Source organism: Bradyrhizobium iriomotense, assembly GCF_018130765.1.
Taxonomy (GTDB): Bacteria; Pseudomonadota; Alphaproteobacteria; order Rhizobiales; family Xanthobacteraceae; genus Bradyrhizobium; species Bradyrhizobium iriomotense_A.
This window is the reverse complement of record NZ_JAFCJZ010000020.1, coordinates 22,903-43,205: the sequence shown is the minus strand read 5'-3', so window position 1 is coordinate 43,205 and position 20,303 is coordinate 22,903. Positions and strand designations below refer to the sequence as shown.

Sequence of the window (20,303 nt, the reverse complement as noted above, 5' to 3'; positions counted from 1 at the left end):
CATGAAGTCAATTCGTGCTTTCGCAGCAGGTCCATGCCGCTGCGTCGCAGCAAGCCGGTGTTACGTTTGTAAGCAAGCGGGAGAGGGAGCGCACCTTCCGCGTAGCTCGCGCCTTACGCCGCCACGCGTGCGCTGCGATCGACCAGCCCCGCCAGCTCCCTCGCATCCGCGACCACGCGCACGGCCATCGGCTCGTCGCGGCCGCGGATCGCGACCTCCTGCTGCGGTAGGGCGTCGTCCGCAAGGCCGGCGGTGCGGCGCACTTCCTCGGAGACGATCGCCTCGCAGGCGAGCGTCTTGGTCATGTCCTGGAGGCGGGCGGCGACGTTGACGGCATCGCCGAGGGCCGTGAAGACGATGTGATCGCGATAGCCGATGTCGCCGATGATGACCTCGCCGCCGTGTATGCCGATGCCGAAGCGGATCGGCTGGCGCAGATCGTGGCTGAGGAGCTGATTCAACTCGTCGATATTCGCAGCGAGGCTGCTGGCAGCTTTCAGCGCCTGCCGGCAGGCCTCTTGCGGATCCGCCGACAGCCCGAACAGCGCCAACATACCGTCGCCGACGAACTGGTTGGGCTGGCCGCCATTCGCGATCACGGCCTGCGACACCGCGCCGAGGAAACGGTTGACGATGAAGACGGTGTCGAACGGCAGCCGCTTCTCGGCGAGCTGCGTCGAGCCGCGCATGTCCACGAACAGGCTGACGAGATAGCGCTCCTGGCCGATGCGCGCTGGCGTCGTGGCCTGCCCGTCCGTCGCATGGGTGTGGGGCGTGAAGAGCTGGAAGAAGGAGAGGTCGCAGTCCGGACGCAGCTGGCACGCCAGCCGGATCGAGGGATCGGCGGTGCCGACACGGGCCAGCACGAAGGCCTCGCGCTGCGACGGCTGGGGCAGGGCGCCATGGTCGCCGATGATGCGGATGCGGCAGGTCGAGCAGCGGGCGCGGCCGCCGCAGACGCTGGCATGCGGGACGTTGTGGCGCAGGCTCGCTTCCAGCACGGAGAGGCCCTTTGGCACGCGCACCGTCTTGCCGTTGCCGTAGGACAGCGCGATCATGCCGCCGCGCCGCTCGCGCCAGGCCCGCACGCCGCGCGCCGCCAGCGCCAGTCCCAGCAACCCGAAATAGCCGGCGGTGAGGCCGCCGGTGATGCGGTCGAGCGTATTGGCTTCGGCGATCGAGCCAAGCTGACGGCGCGTGAGGTTGTGCGTACGCCATTCCCCGTCGTCGGCGTCGATCTCAACACTGCGGCCGCCCTGGTAGATTCCGAGCAGCGACAGGGTCGGCACCAGCACGGCAGCCGCGAGCAGATAGGGCGCCGCGCGCGTGAAGAACGGCTTCAGGCGAAGCCAGAAATAGATGCCGATGCAGCCGTGCACCCAGGCGATCAGCAGCAGGATCGTCATCTGCCAGAGCCGGCCGGGCGCGCCGATGAAGAACAGATAGAGCTCCTGCGGATAGAGTTTTTGGTGTCCGTACAGCGTCTGGCCCAGTCGCACGCCGATCACATGCGCCATGACGAGGGCCGGGATGCTCAGCCCCAGCACGAGCTGCAGCGGCTCGATGGTCTTCCAGCGGAACTGCCGGCGCTGATACAGCGCGTAGATGCCGAGCCCCATATGGGTCAGCGCCGCGGTGTAGAACACGATCGCGACGGGCAGGAACTGCCAGAACAGCATGTGGTAGTGGACACCGGCCTCCATGGCGTCGACCGAGATGTTGCCGAGCGCATGGTTGAGGAAATGGCTGACCACATAAGAGAACAGGATGATGCCGCAGACGAGCCGCACCTGCCGCACGCTGGTCGCGCGGACGAGTTCGGGCATGTGGACGGGAGCGGTGGCCATGATTCGGTTGTATCAGTTCATGGAGGAGAACAGCCAGCCTAGCGTTTAATTCCCGCCGCGGACAGCTGGGCGGATCACATGCGCGGCAAGGTTACGAAATCGTAGGGTAGGCAAAGGCGCGCTGCCGCGGTCACACTCCGCTGTCGTCCCGGACAAGCGCGCCCAAAGCGCGCGCTGATCCGGGACCCATAACCACAGGGAGTAGTTCTGGCGCGGGATGGCAACTCCGAATCTTCGTCAAACCTCTGCCTGGGAGTATGGGTCCCGGATCTGCGCTCCGCTTTGCTGCGCTTGTCCGGGACGACGGGGAGAGGGCCTACCCTACATTGACTCCCCCTCCCAAGTCGGGGAAAAGCGCGGCCGTGACGATCGCTCCCGACATCTCCGAGAAGCCAGACGGCGCCGAGCGCCGTCTCATCCTTGTTGCCGTGCTGATCATCGCGGCGATGACGCTGCTCCGCATCATCTATGCCTCCGTGATCGAGCTGCGCACGGATGAGGCCTATTACTGGACCTGGTCGAAGGAGGCCGCGCTCAGCTTCCTCGATCATCCCCCCGGCATCGCCTGGCTGATCCGTTTCGGAACCGCGATCTTCGGCGACACTCCGCTCGGGGTGCGCTTCGGCGGCATCGTCGCGATGCTGGTGACGCAGCTGCTGCTCGCCGACATCGTCCGGCGCCTCACGCATGACGCGCGGGCGGTCGTGTTCGCCGTGCTGATGCCGGAGGCCGCGCTCTATTACGGCCTGCTAGTGGCCAAGGTCGCGCCTGATGTCGCCATGATCCCGCTCGCGGTGGCGATGATATGGTCCCTGGTGCGGCTCGCGCAGGGCGGCGACGGCCGCTGGTGGCTGGCGGCCGGCCTGTTCGCTGGCCTCGCGATGCTGTCGAAATTCACCGTGGTCCTGTTCGCGCCGGCGGTCGCCGCCTTTCTGTTGGTGCCGGACTGGCGCTGGCGCTGGTTGCGCAGCCCTTTCCCTTATCTCGCCGTGCTGGTTGCGCTCGTGGTGTTCTCGCCGGTCTTGATCTGGAACGTGCAGCACGACTGGGCGTCGATTCGCTTCCAGGGCGTGCGCGCCACCACCAATTACGGCATCTCGCTGCGGACGGTCGGCGACTACATCGGTCTGCAATTCGGCCTCGTCGGTTTCGTCATGCTGCCGGTGGTGCTGTCGGCCCTGGTGACGACCGCATGGCGCGGCTATCGCACGCGCGAGCCGGTCGCGATCCTGCTGTCGACTGCGGTGCTGGTGCCGTTTCTCTATTTCCTGGTGAAATCGCTGACGCTCCGGGTCGGCGACACCTGGCCGATGTTCATGTGGCCGGTCGGTTTTGCCGCTGCGGCGGTGAACCTCGTCATGCTGCCGCGGGAAAAATGGTCCGCGCGGATGATCCGGTCGAGCCTGTTCTGGATGAAGACGGCGATCGTCTCGGGCATCGCCTTCGTCGTGATCGTGTTCCTCTATTACGTCGCGGCGCCCTGGAATCTGCTCGGCAAGATCGATCCGATCGGCGCCGAGGCCGGCTATGAGCAGGTCGCGGCGCGCGCGCAGGCCGCACTGGATGAAACAGGCGCGACCTGGATCGCGACCACGGACTACCGCACCTACGCCATGATGCGCTGGCTGTTCCGGGGCCGCGTGCCCGTCATCGAGATCAACGAGCGCGGCCGCTTCCAGGATTTCCGCGATCCCGGCATGGATAAGATCAAGGGACACGCCGGTATCTATGTCGGCCGTGTGCCGGACAATCGTTCGTCGCAGTGGGAGAATATCCCGGCGAAGCGCGAGCAGCTCGGCGAAGTCGAGCGCCGCTGGCGCGGTGTTGTGACGGATACCTACGTGATCGAAAAGCTCTCCGGCTGGACCCCGGAGCTCTCGCCGCCAAAGGACTCGCCGCTGTTCCAATGGCGCGTGCTGGCGGGGGAATTCGAAAAACGTTCGGTCGGATAGAGCGGCAAGCTCGGACCTCTTCCCTTCTCCCCTTGTGGGAGAAGGTGGCGCGAAGCGCCGGATGAGGGGTATCTATCCACACGGCAGAGGCTGCCTGCGCGGATAGAGACCCCTCACCCGTCTCGCCGCTACGCGGCGAGCCACCCTCTCCCACAAGGGGAGAGGGGAAGAGGCCGCTACTCCTCGTCATCCTTCTTCCGCAACAGATCCGTCGCCAGGTCCGACAGCTTCGGCTGCGGCAGCGCCGCGAACGGCAGCGGCCTCGTCACGTCGATCGCAGCCAATCCCAGCCGCGCCGTCAGCAGGCCGTTCAGCACGCCTTCGCCCAGCCGCTGCGACAGCTTTGCCGCGATGCCGTGGCCGAGCATTTGCTGCACCAGGCTGTCGCTCGCGGCCATGCCGCCGGTGATGGCGAGATGGGCGATGACATGGCGGAGCAGGCGGATCATGCCGAGTGCGCCGGGACGGCCGCCATAGAGATAGGCGAGCTGGCGGATCAGGCGCAGCGCGGCGACGAACACGAACAGCACGTCGATCGCGGCGCGGGGCGAGACCGCGGTGACGATCGAGACCTTTTGCGCGGCCGACGACACCAGCCGGCGCGCCTCGGCATCCAGCGGCGACATCAACTCGCGCTCGGCAAGTCGGATCATGTCCGCGCCGTCGATGATCTCACCGGCGTGGCTTTCCAGCGTGGCGCGTGCGCGCGCGAGCTGCGGGTTCTGGTGAGCGATTTTGAGCAGGTCCTGCACGATGACGCGGCTTTCCTTGCGGTCGTCGCTTGCAAGGACGGCAGCAGCGCGCGCATGCAGCTTCTCGATGGTTGCGAGGCGCGCGAGGCCAAAGGCCTCGCGCCCGATCACGACGGCGAGCGCCAACGCGGTGACGAAAGCGAAGCCGAGCCCGACGAAGCCGAGGCTCTCGCTGCGCGCAAACAGGTCCTCGATCAGGCGGACCACGCCGAGCCCGGTGCCGAGCAGCGTCAATCCCGCAAGCCCCGACCAGAACAGCGTGCCCCAGGGGAAACCGCGCCGCGCCGGCAGCGCGGCTTGAACCGGTACCGGCAATGTCGATGGATCGGGCTCCGGCGTGATCTGGATCGTCGCGCGGGCGAGGCGGCTGGTCTCGTCGGCTTCGGTAACGACGACGCCGGGATCGTCGAGCCGGAACGTTGCCGGCCGCCGTGGCTTCGATCGATCGTTCATGCGAGCTTGTCTCCGATCAGGAACTGCAAGGCACGGTCGAGGCGGATATGTGGCAGCGCGGGCTCGTCCGTTCCCTCGCGTTCGAGCTTTGGCGGGCGGAAGCGCAGGAAACGGAAGTCGCTCTTCTCGGCGGCTTGCGTGGAAAGGCCTTGGAACGCGTCTTTGCCGTTGAACAGCGGCTCGGGATCCAGCGGCAAATCGCCCGGGAAGGTCGCGACCTCCGTGCTGCCGTCGAAGAATTCGCCGCCGGCGCTCTCGCCCGCGGTCGGCGTTCCCAGGATCGACGGCAATTTGTCGCGGCCATGGGCGACCTGCGCCTCGCGCGTGGCGCGTACCGCGGCGAGCGCCACGACGTCGATCGCCGCGCCGGTATTTTCCGCGCGCGCGACGGCGCGGGTGACCGCGCGGCGCAGCACGGCCTCGAGCCGGTCGTGACTGGAATGATGCAGATGGTCCGCCTTGGTCGCCGCGAACAGGATGCGATCGATGCGCGGCCGGAACAGGCTGGAGAGGATCGTGCTGCGGCCGATGTTGAAGCAATCGAGAATGCCGGCAAGCGCGGCCTCGAGATCGTGCAGCGCCTCCGGGCCGGAGTTGAACGCAGCGAGCGCATCGGCCAGCACGATCTGGCGATCGAGCCGCGCAAAATGATCCCGGAAGAACGGTCGCACCACGACGTCCTTGTAGGCCTCGTAGCGTCGCACCATCATGGCCCATAGCGATCCCTCGGGCGCCTGTCCGCCCGCGGGCACGTCGAGCGGCGCAAAGGTCAGCGCGGGGGAGCCTGCGAGATTGCCGGGCATCAGGAAGCGGCCGGGCGGCAGCAGGCTCATGGCGAAACGTTCGTCGCGGCAGGCGCGCAAATAATCCGTGAAGAGCCTTGCGGCCGCGAGCGTCGCCTGCTCGTCCTCGCGCGCATCGGGTTTGAGTGTTGCGAGATGCACGTGCCATTCGCTGGCAAGATGCGCGCGCGGCGCCTCGCGCGACAGCGCCAGGCTCTCCATGGACCATTGCTCGTAGCTTTTCTGCAGCAGCGGCAGGTCGAGCAGCCATTCGCCGGGATAGTCAACGATGTCGAGCGTCAAGGTGCGGTCGGCGCCGTTCGGGCGCTGGTAGTCGATGACGAGCCTGAGCTCGCTGATGTCGACGGTGGAGTTCGGCCAGCGCCGCTCCTCGACCAGCGAGCGCAGATGGTTCTCATAGGCAAAGCGCGGCACGGCATCATCAGGCTGCGGCGCCAGATGCGCCCGCGCGATCCGGCCCGAGGCATAGGCCTCGAACACCGGAAACCGGCCGCCACGCGTCAGTCCATGGATCAGCGCGGTGATGAATACGGTCTTACCGGCGCGCGACAGACCGGTGACACCAAGCCGCACCGTCGGGTTGAAGAAATGCTCGCCATAGTCGATCAGCGCCCGGGCTGACAGCCGCGCCTCCTCGACCATATCCTGGAAACTGAATGCCATATGAACGTGAGGGGGCTCGGGCGAGGGGTACGCAAAATGGATTAGTCACAAAAGTGGCAACTGGTTGAGGAAAATCAAGCTTTCATACTTCCACCGCCTTTGTCGGTAATTCAGCCGTTTGAACGACGCGCCGGTCCCGAAACACCCATAGAAGAGGGCATTGCCTTAGCCTTTCCCGGATTGCCATGACCGTCTTCCAGCTGAAACAGTTTGCATCCTCCTCCGTCCACGCCGCGGCCGACGTGATCGGCTGGGACTACGATCGTGCCGAGCTGATCGCCGATGGCGTCATCCACGCGATCGGCGTTCTCGCCGGCCTCATCGCCGCGACCGTGCTGGTGGTGCTGACGGCGGTCTATGCGACGGCGACCGACATCGTCGGGGTCTCGATCTACGTCGCCGGCCTGCTCTCGATGCTGGTGCTGTCGGCGACCTATAATCTCTGGCCGGTGTCGCCGGCGAAATGGCTGCTGCGGCGGTTCGATCATTCCGCGATCTATCTGCTGATCGCGGCGACCTACACGCCGTTCATCCTGGAGCTGAAGAACAGCGTGTTCGCGCTGGTGCTGCTCGCCGGCGTCTGGTGCGTCGCCATTCTCGGCATCGTGCTGAAGCTCTTCTACCCCGGCCGGTTCGACCGCGTCTCGGTCGGCATCTATCTCGCCATGGGCTGGAGCGGGGTGATGCTCTATGGTCCCGTGGTTGAGGCGCTGCCTGCGCTGGTGCTTGGCTTCATCCTTGCGGGCGGCCTGCTCTACAGCTTTGGCGTGATCTTCCACGCCTGGCGGCGGCTGCGCTTCCAGAATGCGATCTGGCACGGCTTTGTCTTGGCCGGCGCGGCATGCCATTATACCGCGGTGCTCGACCTCGTGTTGAGCTGAGCAGGACCCGCGACGCGGAATAAGCGGCGCGGTATAAAGCGGTACAAGACAATAAGACAATACAAGACAAGAGGAGACGTCGCATGCAGGTGACCGGCAAGGTTGTGGTCGTCACGGGCGGCGCAAACGGCATCGGCAGGGCGCTGTGCGAGGCCTTTCACAGGGCGGGCGCCGCCAAGGTCGTCGTCGCGGACATGGACGCCGCCAATGCGCGGGCGGTCGCCGCCATGGTCGATGGCGCGGCGTTCAAATGCGATGTCGCGCAGGAAAAGGATATCGCCCACGTCATCGAGGAGACCGAACGGCAGTTCGGCCCGATCGAATTGTTCTGCTCCAATGCCGGCATCGGCGGTGGCTTCGATCCGATGTCGGTCAATGCCGGTGGCGCCTCCGACGAGCCCTGGCAGCGCAGCTGGGCGATCCACGTCATGGCCCATGTCTATGCCGCGCGGCATCTCATCCCCCGCATGAAGGCGCGCGGCGGCGGCTATTTCCTCAACACCATCTCGGCCGCGGGCCTGTTGTCGCAGGTCGGCAGCCCCGCTTATTCGACCACGAAGCATGCCGCCGTGGGTTTTGCCGAGAACCTCGCGATCTCGCACAAGGCCCACAACATCAAGGTCTCGATCCTCTGCCCCCAGGGCGTCGACACCAACATGCTGCGCTCGATCCCGAAGGGCCCGCAATCCGGCGACGGCGACCTGACGCCCGAGCAGGTCGCCAACGACGTGATCGCCGGCCTCGAGCAGGAGACGTTCCTGATCCTGCCGCACCCCCAGGTGCTCGGCTACATGCGCAAGAAGACCGAGAACTACGACCGCTGGATCGGCGGCATGGCCAAGATCCAGGCGAAGATGCGGGAAGAGTTCGGGAAGTGACCGTCAGGACATCCCGGGGCGATGCGAGGCATTGAACCCGGGATCTCGAGATTCCGGGCCTCGCATTGCGAGCCACCGCTCGCGCCAAACAATTGGTGTCGTCCCGGCGAAGGCCGGGACCCATACCGCGAGGTCCATCGACCTTGCCGTGGTCGCAATACCGGACGACAAGTCTTCGCCAAACTACTCCCTGGGGTAATGGGTCCTGGCTTTCGCCAGGACGACACCTTTGATTAGGCGGTCGATTGCGTTTCCTCCACCCGGCTCTGCCTGAGCGCCCGCGCATAGAGCATCATCCCCTCGCGCACCGTGCGCTGCTCGTCCGCCGTCAATGCCGCCAGCGCGCCGCGTACCTGCTGGCGGCCGAACGCATGCAGCGCCTCCAGCGTGCGCCGTCCCTTCGCCGTCAGCGACAACAGCTTGCTGCGCGCGTCAAGTTCGTCCGGCGTCTCCCGCAGCTCGCCGCAATCGATCAGCTTGCGCACCAGGCGGCTGACGCTGGATTTCTCCAGTCGCAGGAAATCGCCGAGCTCGCCCGACGTCATGGGACCGCGGATGCCGATCTCCAGGATCGTGTGCACGGCCGAGGGCGGATAGTCCGACGCCGCCACCGTCGCATCCATGAAGCCGAGCTCGCGCACCATCAGCCGCGAGGCGGCGCGGATGTCGTCGATCAGCGCAAGCTCGGCCATCTTGACTCCCGGCATATAGTTGTACGATACAACTATATGCGCAAAGTGGCGCATGCAAGCGTTTTGGAGTGGGCCATGACCGGAACTTTGCCAACCGGGATGCGGATGACGGGCAAGGTCTGCCTCGTCACTGGTGGCGGCAGCGGCATCGGACGCGCCACGGCCTTGCGGATGGCGTCCGAGGGCGCGGAAGCGGTCATCATTGCCGGCCGGCGCGAAGCCGAGATCGAGGCGACCGCCTTAGGCTGCCGCGAGCTCGGTGCGGAAGCAATTGCGCTCAAGACCGACATCACGCACGAGGACGAGGTCGCGCGCCTCGTCGGCACCGCCGTCAAGCGTTGCGGCCGGCTCGACGTCGCCTTCAACAATGCCGGCTTTCAGGAGCGCCGCGCGCCGCTGGAGGAGCAGGGCACTGACATCTACGATAGCGTGTTCGACACCAATGTCCGCGCGCTGTTCCTCTGCCTGCGGCATCAATTGCCGGCGATGCTCGCGCAGGGGCGCGGCAGCATCGTCGTCAATGCCTCCGTCAGCGGCATGCGCAATCCCAATCCCGGCTTCTCGCTGTATTCGGCCTCCAAGGCTGCCGCGATCTCGCTGACGCGTTCGGCTGCGATGGAGAACGCCCCGCGCGGAATCCGCATCAATGCGATTGCGCCCGGCCGCGTCGTCACCGACATGATGCTGCGCGCCGGCGTTGGCGATGTCGCAACGGTGAGCGCCGGCCTGCCGCTGCGGCGGATGGGCAGCCCGGAGGAGGTGGCGGAAGCCGTGGTGTGGCTGTCGTCGGATGCGTCGTCGTATGTGGTCGGCCACGTGCTCGCGGCGGATGGGGGATTTCTCGCTTCGTAGGCCGGATGAGCGAAGCGACATCCGGGATCTTTATTGCAGCACCCCGGATATCGCTGCGCTCATCCGGGCTACGGTACTGCGCGCCCCTAATGCTTCTGCCCGTACAGCACCGGCACGGCCGAATCCACGACGACCTCAACGAGGCTGGTGCCTTCATGCGCCATCCCGCGCTTCAACGCCTCGCCGAGCTCCGCCGCCTTGCTCACCCGTACGGCATGACAGCCCATGCCCTCGGCGAGCCGGACGAAGTCGATCCCCGGCAGCTCCAGCCCGGGCACGTTCCGCACCTGCATCACCTGGCTGAACGAGCGCATCGCGCCGTAGCCGGAGTTGTTGATGACGACCACGGTCAGCGGCAGCTTGCGTTGCGCAGCCGTCCACAGCGCCTGGATCGAATACATCGCCGAGCCGTCGCCGATCAGGCACACGGTACGCTGCTTCGGCTTGCCCAGCGACATGCCGACGGCGGCGGGCAGGGAATAGCCGAGGCCGCCGCTCGCCATGGTGTAAAAGCTGTCCTGGCCGCGCATCGGCAGGAATTTTTGCATCGCCGGCCGATGTGACGGGACTTCCTCGACCAGCGAGGCGCCATCGGGCATCGCCTGCGACAGCGAATGGAGCAGGAATTCGACCGGCAGCGGATCGGCGGCCTGCGGCGCCGGCGGCAGCGTGCGGCCTTTTGGCGTGGCGCGCTTGCTGTCGGGCAGCATGTCTAGCAATAGGCTCAACGCCGGCTTCATCGTCGCGACGATGCTGGTGCCGACCGGCGTCACCGCGGCCGCATCTGCATCATCCGTGATCTGGAAGATCGTCGCGCCGCCATCAAAAATCGCGGCATGGCCCTCGACGTGGAAGGTGAACACGGGCGCGCCGATGACGACGACGAGATCGTGCTCGCGCAGCGCGTCGGAGAGTTGGGCCGGCGAAGCGTGCAAAAAGCCTGCGAATTGCGGATGACGTTCCGGAAACGAGCAGCGTGCCGAGAACGGGCTGACCCAGACGCTGGCCTTGGCCTTCTCGGCCACACGCACCATCAGGTCCACCGCGCCAGCGCGGTCAACGCCGGGACCGACGACGAGGGCGGGGTGCTTTGCCGAGCCGAGCGCTTCGACCAGCGCTTTCATCGCTTCCGGCTCTGGCCCGATCTCGCGGCTGACCTTGCGCGCTTCGATCGGCGCTGTCGCGTGCGTCCAGTCGTCGATCGGGATCGATACGAAGGTCGGACCGCACGGCGGCTGCATCGCGGTGTAGTAGGCCCGCGCGATGGCGGCGGGCACGTCCTCGGGCCGCGCCGGCTCGACGCTGTATTTGACGTAGGGCCGCGGAAACTCCGACGCACGCTCGGCATAGAGGAACGCTTGCAAGGGCAGGATCGAGCGCGCTTGCTGGCCCGCGGTGATCACCAGCGGGGTCTGGTTGCGATGCGCAGTGTAGATGTTGCCGAGCGCGTTGCCGACGCCGGCCGCCGAATGCAGATTGACGAAGCCGGCATTGCGCGTCGCCTGCGCATAGCCGTCGGCCATGCCGACGGCGCTCGCCTCCTGCAGCGCCAGCACATAGTCGATGTCGCCGGGCCAGTCGCTCAGGAACGGCAGCTCGGTTGAACCAGGGTTGCCGAATACCCTGTCGATGCCGAAGGCGCGCAGCAGGTCGAGCGTCGCCTGCTTGACGGTGACGGACTTGCTGCCGGTCTTGCCGTTCTTGGCCATGGTTTCCGTCCCCGCGTGCTTATTGTTATGGTGTCATTCCGGGGCGCGAAGCGAACCCGGAATCTCGAGATTCCGGGTCCGGTCCTGCGGACCGTCCCGGAATGACGGGAAGTCTATCACCACACCGCCGTCCCCTTCATCGTCGGCTGTCCCTCCGCGTTCGCGGTCCACAGCTCCATGCTCTCGCCGCTGTCATTGGCATTGACGGAGAACTCGGTGCCCTCGAACAGCGGCTGAAGCCCGCGATAGGTGAACTTCTTCGGCGCCTTGCCGCCGCGCAGCTTCGCCGCCATCTCCACGATCAGCGCCGCCTGCAACGGGCCGTGGAAGATCAGGCCCGGATAGCCTTCGACCTTGGTCACGTAGTCGCGGTCGTAATGGATGCGGTGGCCGTTGAAGGTCAGCGCGGAATAACGGAACAACAGCACGGGATCGGAGACGTGGGTCTCGCGGTGCTGCGCGTTCGGCGGCGGAGGCGGCGCCTTGCCGCCAGCCGGCGCACTGCTCGTCATCTCGCGATAGACGATGTCCTGCCGCTCGCGGATCGCGACGCCGCGTGGGCAAGAGATGCTGTGCTCGACCGAGACGAAGCACAGCGTGCCGGTCGATCCTGTCTTCACCTGCACATCGGCAATGCGCGACGTCCGGGTCGACTCATCGCCGACGCAAAGCGGCTGCAAAAACTCGATCTCGCCGCCGGCCCACATCCGGCGCGGCAGCGGCACCGGCGGCAGGAAGCCACCGCGGGTCGGGTGGCCGTCGGGTCCGAGCATCGACATCGGAAACACCGGCTGCGCCAGGCACCAATGCACCGTGAACGGTGCGGCATCGCCCTTTTTGGGCTCGCCGACTTCCTGGAACAGCGTCGCGCGCAGGCCCATGACGAGCTGTGCGGTAACGATGTCGGTCGCCTCCGTGCTGCGGCCGATCCACTGCCGCAAGTGATCGATGTCGAGCTTCTCGGTCATGACGCCTCGCTCTGTTACTTCTTGGATTGGGGCTTTTCGCCGATCGCGGGCACGGCACCATAGCTGCGCGTCTCGCCGACGATGATCGGCGCCGGCGCGGGATAGCTGACGCGTCCGTTCGGCGTGTCGACCTCGATGCGGCGCAGATGCGGATGGTTGGTGAGGTCGGCCATGGTATTGACCTCGGCAAAGGCGATGTCGGCATCCGACAGCCGCTTCAAGAGCTCGTCGCGCGTCATCTTGCCGAAGATGTCGGCGACGGTCTTGTCGGTGAAGTCGCGGTTGCGCACGCGCTCGACCATGTTGGCGACGCGCGGATCGCTGGGCAGATCGGGCTGATCCAGCACCTTCGCGCACAGCGTCTTCCACTCCCGCTCGCTCTGGATCGAGATCAGGATGTCCTTGCCGTCCTTCGAGGTGAACACGCCATAGGGCGCGATCGAGGGATGGCGCAGGCCCATGCGCTTGGGCGGATTGCCGGCTTCGGAATTGAGCAGCGGCACGGTGCACCAGTCCGCCATCACGTCGAACATCGAGATGCGGATGTCGGCACCCTTGCCGGTGCGGCTACGCCCGATCAGCGCCTCCAGGATCGCCGCATGCGCGGTGGCCCCGGTCGCAACATCCACGATCGACATGCCGACGCGCGAGGCGCCATCAGGGTTGCCGGTGATCGAGGCAAGCCCGCTCTCGGCCTGGATCAGGAGGTCATAGGCCTTGCGATGCGCGTAGGGGCCCTCGTCGCCATAGCCGGTGATGGTGCACGAGATCAGCTTTGGATAGTCTCTCAGTAAGCGCTCGCGGGAGAAGCCGAGCTTGTCCATCGAGCCCGGCTTGAGGTTTTGAATGAGCACGTCGGCGCTGGCGATCAGCTTCTCCAGCTCGGCGCAACCTTCTTTCGTCGCGAGATCGACGATCGCCGATTGCTTGCCGCGGTTGAGCCACACAAAATAGCTGCTCTGGCCCTTGGCCGCTGCGTCATAGCCGCGGGCGAAATCGCCTTCGGGCCGCTCGATCTTGATCACCTCTGCGCCGGCATCCGCCAGGCGCGAGGAGCAGAACGGCGCCGCCACCGCCTGCTCAACCGCAATCACCCTGATCCCGTCAAGTGCTCCCATGGCGTAACCTCAGTACGAGCGCGGCATGCCGAGCACATGCTCGGCGACGTAGGACAGCACGAGGTTGGTGGAGATCGGTGCCACCTGGTAGAGCCGCGTCTCGCGGAATTTGCGCTCGACGTCGTATTCCTCGGCAAAGCCGAAGCCGCCATGGGTCTGGATGCAGGCATTGGCCGCCTCCCACGACGCATCCGCCGCGAGCATCTTGGCCATGTTGGCCTCCGCGCCGCAGTCGAGGCCGGCCTCGTATTTGCGCGTGGCCTCCTTCACCATCAGCTCGGCCGCGCGCATCGAGGCGTAGGCCTTGGCGATCGGGAACTGGATGCCCTGGTTCTGGCCAATGGGACGGCCGAAAACGCTGCGCTCCTTGGCGTAGTTCGTCGCCTTGGCGATGAACCATTTTGCGTCGCCGACGCATTCGGCCGCGATCAAAATGCGCTCGGCATTCATGCCGGAGAGGATGTAGCGAAAACCCTTGCCTTCCTCGCCGATCAAATTCTCCGCCGGTACCTTCATGTCGGTAAAGAACACTTCGGTGGTGGCGTGGTTCATCATGGTGCGGATCGGGCGGATCTCGAGGCCATTGTTCTTGGCCTCGCGCATGTCGACGATGAACACCGAAAGGCCGTCAGTGCGCTTCTTGGCCTGCTCCTTCGGCGTGGTGCGCGCCAGCAGCACCATCAAATCGGAATGCTCGGCGCGGCTGGTCCAGATCTTCTGGCCGTTGACGATGTAGCTGTCGTTGCCTTCCTTGCGCGCAAAGGTCTTCAGCGACGAGGTGTCGGTGCCGCTGGTCGGCTCGGTGACGCCGAAGGCCTGCAGGCGCAATTCGCCGCTCGCGATCTTCGGCAGGTATTTTGCCTTCTGCTCGGCATTGCCGTGCCGCAGCACCGTGCCCATCGTGTACATCTGGGCGTGGCAGCCGCCGCCGTTACAGCCGGCGCGCTGAATCTCTTCGAGGATCGCAGCGGCAGCCGAAAGCTTCAGCCCCGCGCCGCCATACTCTTCCGGGATCAGCACCGAGAGGTAACCCGCCTGCGTCAGCGCATCGACGAAGGCCTTCGGGTAGGCCATCTCGCGATCGAGCTTGCGCCAGTATTCGCCGGGAAACTGCGCGCAGAGCTTTGCGACGGCCTCGCGGATGTCGGCGTGATCTTCGGTGTGGTGTTCTTCACTCATGGCGTTTCCCAATTGTAGCGGCAGTTAAGATAACGCCGGCCCATCCTCTGGCGTTGTGAAAACGACGCCAGCCCCCTATGCTCATTTGTTATAGCGTATGAAGTAGCCTTCCAGGATTGGCAAGCATGGATTTCCGGCAGCTCAGAACCTTCAGTTGCGTGGCGGAGCTTGGCAGCCTGTCCAAGGCCTCCGACACGCTGCGCGTGGCGCAGCCGGCGCTCTCCAGGCAGATCAAGCTGCTGGAACACGAGCTGCGCACCGAGCTGTTCACGCGCAACGGCCGCGGCATGGTGCTGACCGACGCCGGGCGCCTCCTGCTCGCGCGCACCTCCGGCATCGTGCGGCAGATCGACCAGATCCGCGACGACATCCAGTCGGCCAAGGGGCCGCCGTCGGGGCAGGTCGTGCTCGGCCTGGTTCCGACCGTGAGCTGCGTGTTGTCGGCGCGCTTTGCGCGGCGCTGCGTCGAAAAATTTCCCGGCATTTCGCTGCGCATCGTCGAGAGCTACAGCGGCCATCTGGTCGAATGGCTGCATCGCGGCGAGATGGATCTCGCCATCCTCTACGGCCGCTCCGCCGATCTGCACCTCAATGTGCAGAGCCTCGGCCGCGACAACATCGTTGCGGTCGGCCCGCGCGGCTGCGGCCTTGCGCGCAAGAAGAGCGTCGATGTCGGCTGGCTGCTGCGGCAACGGCTGGTGCTGCCCAGTCATTCCCATGGCCTCCGCGCGCTGATCGAGCACGCCGCCGCCCAGCGCAAGATCAAGCTCGACGTCCAGTTAGAGGCGGATTCGTTCCGCGTGCTGACCAGCCTCGTCGAGGAAGGGCTCGGTTTCGCGCTGCTGCCGCCGTCGTCGGTCCATGGCGAGGTCGCGGAGGGGCGGCTGGAAACCACCGCCGTGTCCAAGCCGATGACGCGCGAGCTCATTTTCGCTTCTCCGATCGACCGCCCGGCCTCGACGGCCTCGCTGGCCATCACCGCGCTCCTGCGCGAGGAAGTCGCCGCCTGCCGCAAGGAAGGCGTGTGGGACATCAAATTGAGTTAGATGCTGTGTCGTAGAACAGTCAGGCGCCGACTTGCCTTCGCATCTGGCGTGAGCTGTCATGCCGAAATTTTATAGCTGGGCTAGGGGCACTGCGAATGAGACGGCATGTGCATCCCGGAACTCGTCATTGCGAGCGCAGCGAAGCAATCCAGAATCCCCTCCGCGGAAAGACTCTGGATTGCTTCGCTGCGCTCGCAATGACGGAGGATAGAGCCTACCCCGGAATCCTCACCGGCAGCGACTCGTACCCCTTGATGAAGCTGGAATAGATCCGCTTGGGCTCGCCGACCACCTCGATCCGGTCGAACCGCTTCAGCATCTCCTCCCAGACGATCCGCAGCTGCAATTCGGCCAGCCGCATGCCGACGCAGCGGTGGATGCCGAAGCCGAAGGAGAGGTGGGTGCGCGGGCGCGGGCGGTCGATGATGAAATCGTTCGGTCTGTCGAACATCTCGTCGTCGCGATTGCCGGAGACGTACCACATCACGACGCGGTCGCCCTTCTTGATCTGCTTGCCGCCGATCTCCGTATCGGCAAGCGCGGTGCGCCGCATATGCGCGAGCGGCGTCTGCCAGCGGATCACCTCCGGCACCATGGAATCGATCATTTCAGGGTTGGCGCGCAGCTTGTCGTACTGGTCCGGGTTCTCGTTCAGCGCCAGCACCGAGCCGGTCATGGTGTTCCGTGTGGTGTCGTTGCCGCCGACGATGAGCAGGATGATGTTGCCCATGAGGTTGTCGGGGTCCATGTGGCGCGTGGCGTCGTTGTGGGCCATCAGCGACAACAAATCGTTGCGCGGCGCGGAGTTGACGCGCTCGTTCCAGAGCCTGGACATGTAGGCGTAGCATTCGTCCATCTCGCGGCGGCGCTCCTCGGCCGAGGCGACGATGCCGCTCTTGGGCAGTGCGGTGGAGACGTCGGACCAGCGCGTCAGCTTGCGCCGCTCCTCCCAGGGGAAGTCGAACAAAGTCGCCAGCATCTGCGTCGTCAGCTCGATCGAGACGCGCTCGACGAAATTGAAGGTCTCGTTGCGCGGCAGATTGTCCAGCACGGTCTGCGAACGCTGGCGGATCAGTTTTGCCAGCTCGTCCAGGTGTGTCGGCGTGAACATCGGCGACACCGTCTTGCGCTGCGCCGAATGCCGGGGCTGGTCCATCGCGATGAAGCTCGGATAGTCGTAGCCTTCCGGCACGTCGCGGATCGAGATGCCGCCGAGCGTCGAGTCCGAGGAGAAGATGCCGTGGTTGGTGTCGACATGCATGATGTCGTTGTATTTCACCACCGACCAGTACGGCTCGATCGGCGCATTGGTGCAGTAATGCACCGGCTCTTCCTTGCGCAGCCGCTCGAACCACGGCCACAGCGTGTCGTCCTGGAACAGCCGTGGCGCGCCGGGGTGAAACTGCGCGAGCGGGGTCGCATAGGCCTCCTCGCGCGCCTTGCGCATGCGTTCGGCCTTGTCCACTTTAACCGGCGCTTGGATGTTCATGGTCGTGGCTCCAGGTTGGTTTCCAACCTCTCCCGCTTGCGGGAGAGGTCGGCGCGTAGCGCCGGGTGAGGGTTTTCTCCTCTTGGGGATTATCCCGTTGTGGAGATACCCTCTCCCCAACCCTCTCCCGCAAGCGGGAGAGGGGGCGCACCTTTCTTGTAGGCGTCGTCGAACTCATCGTTACTGCTTACTGCGATCTACGCCGCGATCTTCACCGGCAACGTCTCAAGTCCCTTCACGAAACTCGAATAGACCCGCTTCGGTTCGCCGACCACGTCAATATGGTCGAAGCGCTTGAGAATCTCTTCCCAAATAATCTTGAGCTGGAGTTCAGCAAGCCTGAGGCCCACGCAGCGGTGGATGCCGAAGCCGAAGGAGAGATGCGTGCGCGGCCGCGCGCGGTCGATGATGAAATCGTAGGGCTTTTCGATCGCCTCTTCGTCGCGGTTGCCCGAGACGTACCACATCACGACCTTGTCACCTTTCTTGATCTGCTTGCCGCGGAACTCGAAATCGGCGAGCGCGGTGCGGCGCATATGCGCCAGCGGCGTCTGCCAGCGGATCACCTCCGGCACGAAGCTGTCGAGCAAAGCAGGATTCTCGCGCAGCTTGCGATACTGCTCCGGATGCTGGCTCAGTGCGAGAAGCGAGCCCGACATGGTGTTGCGGGTGGTGTCGTTGCCGCCAACGATCAACAGGACGAGATTGCCGAGGAAGTTCTTCGCATCCATGTCGCGCGTCGCGGCGCCATGCGCCATCATGGAGAGCAGGTCGCTCTTCGGCGGCTGTTCGATGCGCTCCTTCCACAGCCTCGCGAAGTAGCCCGCGCATTCCGTCAGCTCGGCCTGCCGTTCGTCCTCGGTGGCGACGAGGCCGTCGGGGCCGGGAATGGTGGTGGCGACATCCGACCAGCGCGTCAGCTTGCGGCGGTCCTCCCACGGGAAGTCGAACAGCACCGCGAGCATCTGCGTGGTGAGCTCGATCGAGACCTGGTCGACCCAGTCGAACACCTCGCCGCGGGGAAGATTGTCCAGGCACTCGGCCGAGCGCTTGCGAATGTTGAGCGCGAGATTGTCCAGATGCGTCGGCGTGAACATCGGCGCCACGGTCTTGCGCTGCGCCGCGTGGCGCGGCGGGTCCATCGAGATGAAGCTCTCGCGCCGCAGATCCGGATCGATATCGCGGATGGTGATGCCGCCGAGCGCGGAAGCGGAGGAGAACACCGAATGGTTGGTCTCGATCTCCATGATGTCGTTGTAGCGCGTCACCGACCAGTACGGGCCGAACATCGAGTCCTTGCAATAGTGCACGGGATCTTCCCGGCGCAGGCGATCGAAATAGGGCCAGAACGTATCGGTCCTGAACAGTTCCGGATCGCCCGGATCGAATTGCTCCAGCGGCAATGTCGACGCGCGCTCGCGAAGTGCGTCGAGCTTGGACGCGCTCTCGATGGTCCCATGCATGACCGTTCTCCCTGGCGTTGCTCCGCGCGTCTTTGAATTCTGCGCTGCGGTATTTGATTTGCAATTACAGCCGGTTGTCTGCGCCGGAGCAAGGGAGAGTTTTGCCACATCCAACCTTTGGGGGAGGTCGGGTGCGTAGCCCGGATGGCGTCGATCCGTAGCCCGGATGGAGCGAAGCGCAATCCGGGATTGGCGCCGCCATTGACGCTGCCCCGGATTACGCTTGCGCTCCATCCGGGCTACGGGACATCGCCAGCGTGATCCTCCGCACGCCGTTCGTCATGAAATCATGCAAGAAATCGACCTGAAACGGGGTAAATCGAACCCGCCCATCTTGGGGATCGACTAATCTCTGATCTATAGTTTGACCGCAGCAGATGCGCACCCCGAGGTTGCCGCCGTGAACGACATGCAATGGACCCCCATCGGCTCCGAACCGGTCCCGCCGCCATTGCCGCCGACGCGGGTGGATTTCAGCGGCAGTCGGTCCGGGTTCCTGAACATGGTCACCAAGGGTGCCATGCTTGAGCTCGTCACCTTCGGTTTCTACCGGTTCTGGCTCGTCACCGACATCCGGCGGCATCTGTGGACGCACACCGCGATCGACGGCGACGCCGCCGAATATACCGGCCGCGGCAAGGAGCTCCTGGTCGGCTTCCTGTTCGCGCTCGCGATCCTGGTGCCGATCTATCTCGCCTACTTCCTCATCGGCATCGAGTTCGAGCGCTGGCAGGGCTTTGCCTCGACGCCGCTGTTCATCAGCTTCTACGCTTTCGGCCAGTTCGCGATCTTTCGTGCGCGGCGCTATCGCCTGACGCGCACGGTCTGGCGTGGCGTGCGGTTCTGGATGGACGGGTCGGGCTGGGCCTATGCGTTCCGCGCCATGGCGTGGGGCCTCCTGGTGTTCCTGACCGTCGGCCTGGCGCTGCCCTGGCGCGAGGCGTCGCTCGAACGTTACAAGATGCAGCACACCCATTACGGCGATTTGCGCGGCGATTTCGAAGGCAACGGCTGGACCTTCTTCAAGCGCGGCTGGTGGCTGTGGCTGCTGAGCCCGATCGCGTTCTTCATCTTCCCGCTCGCACCGTTCTTCTATGCCGAGTTCAAGGCGCGCGAGTGGCGCTGGTGGCTGGACGGCATCCGCATCGGCGGCGTCAGCCTGTCCTCGGAGCTTCCGCACAATGCGTTCTACGGCCTGTACTGGAAGGTGATCGGCTGGTGGGTGCTGCTCTCGATGATCTTCGGCGCCTATCTCGGCGGCGCCACCGCGCTCGTCGTCCAGCTGAGCGGCCTCTCGGCCGAGCAACTGTTCGGGCCCGGCGATCCCACCAAGAGCATCCCGATGCTGGTGATCATGGTCATCGGTTACTTCGCGCTCGCCCTTGCCCTCAACATCGTGATGCGCGTCTATCTTCAGCGCGATCTCTGGGCCAAGGTGCTGGAGACCGTCGAGGTGCACAACATCGCGGCCGCGGCGGACGTGCGCGGCAGCGGCGAGCTTGCCAGCGCGCTCGGCGAAGGTTTTGCCGACGGGCTCGATGTCGCAGGATTCTGAGCT

16 protein-coding genes are annotated in these 20,303 nt (G+C 65.2%); 6 read left to right on the top strand and 10 right to left on the bottom strand.

Annotation, left to right across the window (positions count from 1 at the left end):
* Positions 1–113 precede the first annotated feature (113 nt).
* On the bottom strand, positions 114–1,847 hold the full coding sequence (locus JQ635_RS28710; protein WP_211413139.1) for an adenylate/guanylate cyclase domain-containing protein: 1,734 nt from the start codon (positions 1,845–1,847) through the stop codon (positions 114–116).
* Positions 1,848–2,293: 446 nt separating this feature from the next.
* Between JQ635_RS28710 and JQ635_RS28705 the strand changes: the two genes are divergently transcribed.
* Positions 2,294–3,799: a glycosyltransferase family 39 protein gene (locus tag JQ635_RS28705; protein WP_211413239.1), complete on the top strand. Its 1,506-nt coding sequence runs from the start codon at positions 2,294–2,296 to the stop codon at positions 3,797–3,799.
* A 176-nt stretch (positions 3,800–3,975) separates the two neighbouring features.
* On the opposite strand, the gene JQ635_RS28700 is transcribed toward JQ635_RS28705, so the two are convergent.
* Positions 3,976–5,004, bottom strand: a complete 1,029-nt coding sequence (locus tag JQ635_RS28700; RefSeq protein WP_211413138.1) for a YcjF family protein — start codon at positions 5,002–5,004, stop codon at positions 3,976–3,978.
* Complete coding sequence (locus tag JQ635_RS28695; RefSeq protein WP_211413137.1) at positions 5,001–6,470, bottom strand: YcjX family protein; 1,470 nt, start codon at positions 6,468–6,470, stop codon at positions 5,001–5,003. The genes JQ635_RS28700 and JQ635_RS28695 overlap by 4 nt, the downstream gene beginning before the upstream one ends.
* 185 nt (positions 6,471–6,655) lie before the next feature.
* On the opposite strand from JQ635_RS28695, the gene trhA reads away from it, so the two are divergent.
* Both trhA and JQ635_RS28685 read left to right on the top strand, forming a co-directional pair.
* Positions 6,656–7,351, top strand: coding sequence for a PAQR family membrane homeostasis protein TrhA (gene trhA / locus JQ635_RS28690; protein ID WP_211413136.1), 696 nt, complete (start codon positions 6,656–6,658; stop codon positions 7,349–7,351).
* An 83-nt stretch (positions 7,352–7,434) separates the two neighbouring features.
* Positions 7,435–8,229 carry an SDR family oxidoreductase gene (locus tag JQ635_RS28685; RefSeq protein WP_211413135.1) on the top strand — a complete coding sequence of 265 codons (795 nt, stop codon included), beginning with the start codon at positions 7,435–7,437 and terminating at the stop codon, positions 8,227–8,229.
* Positions 8,230–8,462: 233 nt separating this feature from the next.
* On the opposite strand, the gene JQ635_RS28680 is transcribed toward JQ635_RS28685, so the two are convergent.
* Complete coding sequence (locus JQ635_RS28680) at positions 8,463–8,921, bottom strand: MarR family winged helix-turn-helix transcriptional regulator (RefSeq protein WP_211413134.1); 459 nt, start codon at positions 8,919–8,921, stop codon at positions 8,463–8,465.
* A gap of 75 nt (positions 8,922–8,996) precedes the next feature.
* Here JQ635_RS28680 and JQ635_RS28675 point away from each other — a divergent pair, with 75 nt between their 5' ends.
* On the top strand, positions 8,997–9,773 hold the full coding sequence (locus tag JQ635_RS28675) for an SDR family NAD(P)-dependent oxidoreductase (RefSeq protein ID WP_211413133.1): 777 nt from the start codon (positions 8,997–8,999) through the stop codon (positions 9,771–9,773).
* An 86-nt stretch (positions 9,774–9,859) separates the two neighbouring features.
* Here JQ635_RS28675 and mdlC read toward each other — a convergent pair whose 3' ends face one another.
* From mdlC to JQ635_RS28655, 4 genes are all read right to left on the bottom strand, one after another.
* Positions 9,860–11,482: a benzoylformate decarboxylase gene (mdlC, locus tag JQ635_RS28670; RefSeq protein WP_211413132.1), complete on the bottom strand. Its 1,623-nt coding sequence runs from the start codon at positions 11,480–11,482 to the stop codon at positions 9,860–9,862.
* 116 nt (positions 11,483–11,598) lie between these two features.
* Positions 11,599–12,450 carry an FAS1-like dehydratase domain-containing protein gene (locus JQ635_RS28665; RefSeq protein ID WP_211413131.1) on the bottom strand — a complete coding sequence of 284 codons (852 nt, stop codon included), beginning with the start codon at positions 12,448–12,450 and terminating at the stop codon, positions 11,599–11,601.
* A 14-nt stretch (positions 12,451–12,464) separates the two neighbouring features.
* Positions 12,465–13,568: a CaiB/BaiF CoA transferase family protein gene (locus tag JQ635_RS28660; RefSeq protein ID WP_211413130.1), complete on the bottom strand. Its 1,104-nt coding sequence runs from the start codon at positions 13,566–13,568 to the stop codon at positions 12,465–12,467.
* Between the two features lie 9 nt (positions 13,569–13,577).
* Positions 13,578–14,747, bottom strand: coding sequence for an acyl-CoA dehydrogenase family protein (locus JQ635_RS28655; RefSeq protein WP_211413129.1), 1,170 nt, complete (start codon positions 14,745–14,747; stop codon positions 13,578–13,580).
* A gap of 125 nt (positions 14,748–14,872) precedes the next feature.
* Here JQ635_RS28655 and JQ635_RS28650 point away from each other — a divergent pair, with 125 nt between their 5' ends.
* Positions 14,873–15,793, top strand: coding sequence for a LysR substrate-binding domain-containing protein (locus JQ635_RS28650; RefSeq protein WP_211413128.1), 921 nt, complete (start codon positions 14,873–14,875; stop codon positions 15,791–15,793).
* Positions 15,794–16,007: 214 nt separating this feature from the next.
* Here JQ635_RS28650 and JQ635_RS28645 read toward each other — a convergent pair whose 3' ends face one another.
* Together JQ635_RS28645 and JQ635_RS28640 are read right to left on the bottom strand one after the other, a co-directional pair.
* Positions 16,008–17,282, bottom strand: a complete 1,275-nt coding sequence (locus tag JQ635_RS28645; RefSeq protein WP_211413127.1) for a cytochrome P450 — start codon at positions 17,280–17,282, stop codon at positions 16,008–16,010.
* A 197-nt stretch (positions 17,283–17,479) separates the two neighbouring features.
* Positions 17,480–18,745 (bottom strand): cytochrome P450, encoded by a 1,266-nt coding sequence (locus JQ635_RS28640; RefSeq protein ID WP_211413126.1) that lies wholly within the window; start codon positions 18,743–18,745, stop codon positions 17,480–17,482.
* A gap of 409 nt (positions 18,746–19,154) precedes the next feature.
* Between JQ635_RS28640 and JQ635_RS28635 the strand changes: the two genes are divergently transcribed.
* Positions 19,155–20,300, top strand: a complete 1,146-nt coding sequence (locus JQ635_RS28635) for a YjgN family protein (RefSeq protein WP_211413238.1) — start codon at positions 19,155–19,157, stop codon at positions 20,298–20,300.
* Positions 20,301–20,303: the final 3 nt, after the last annotated feature.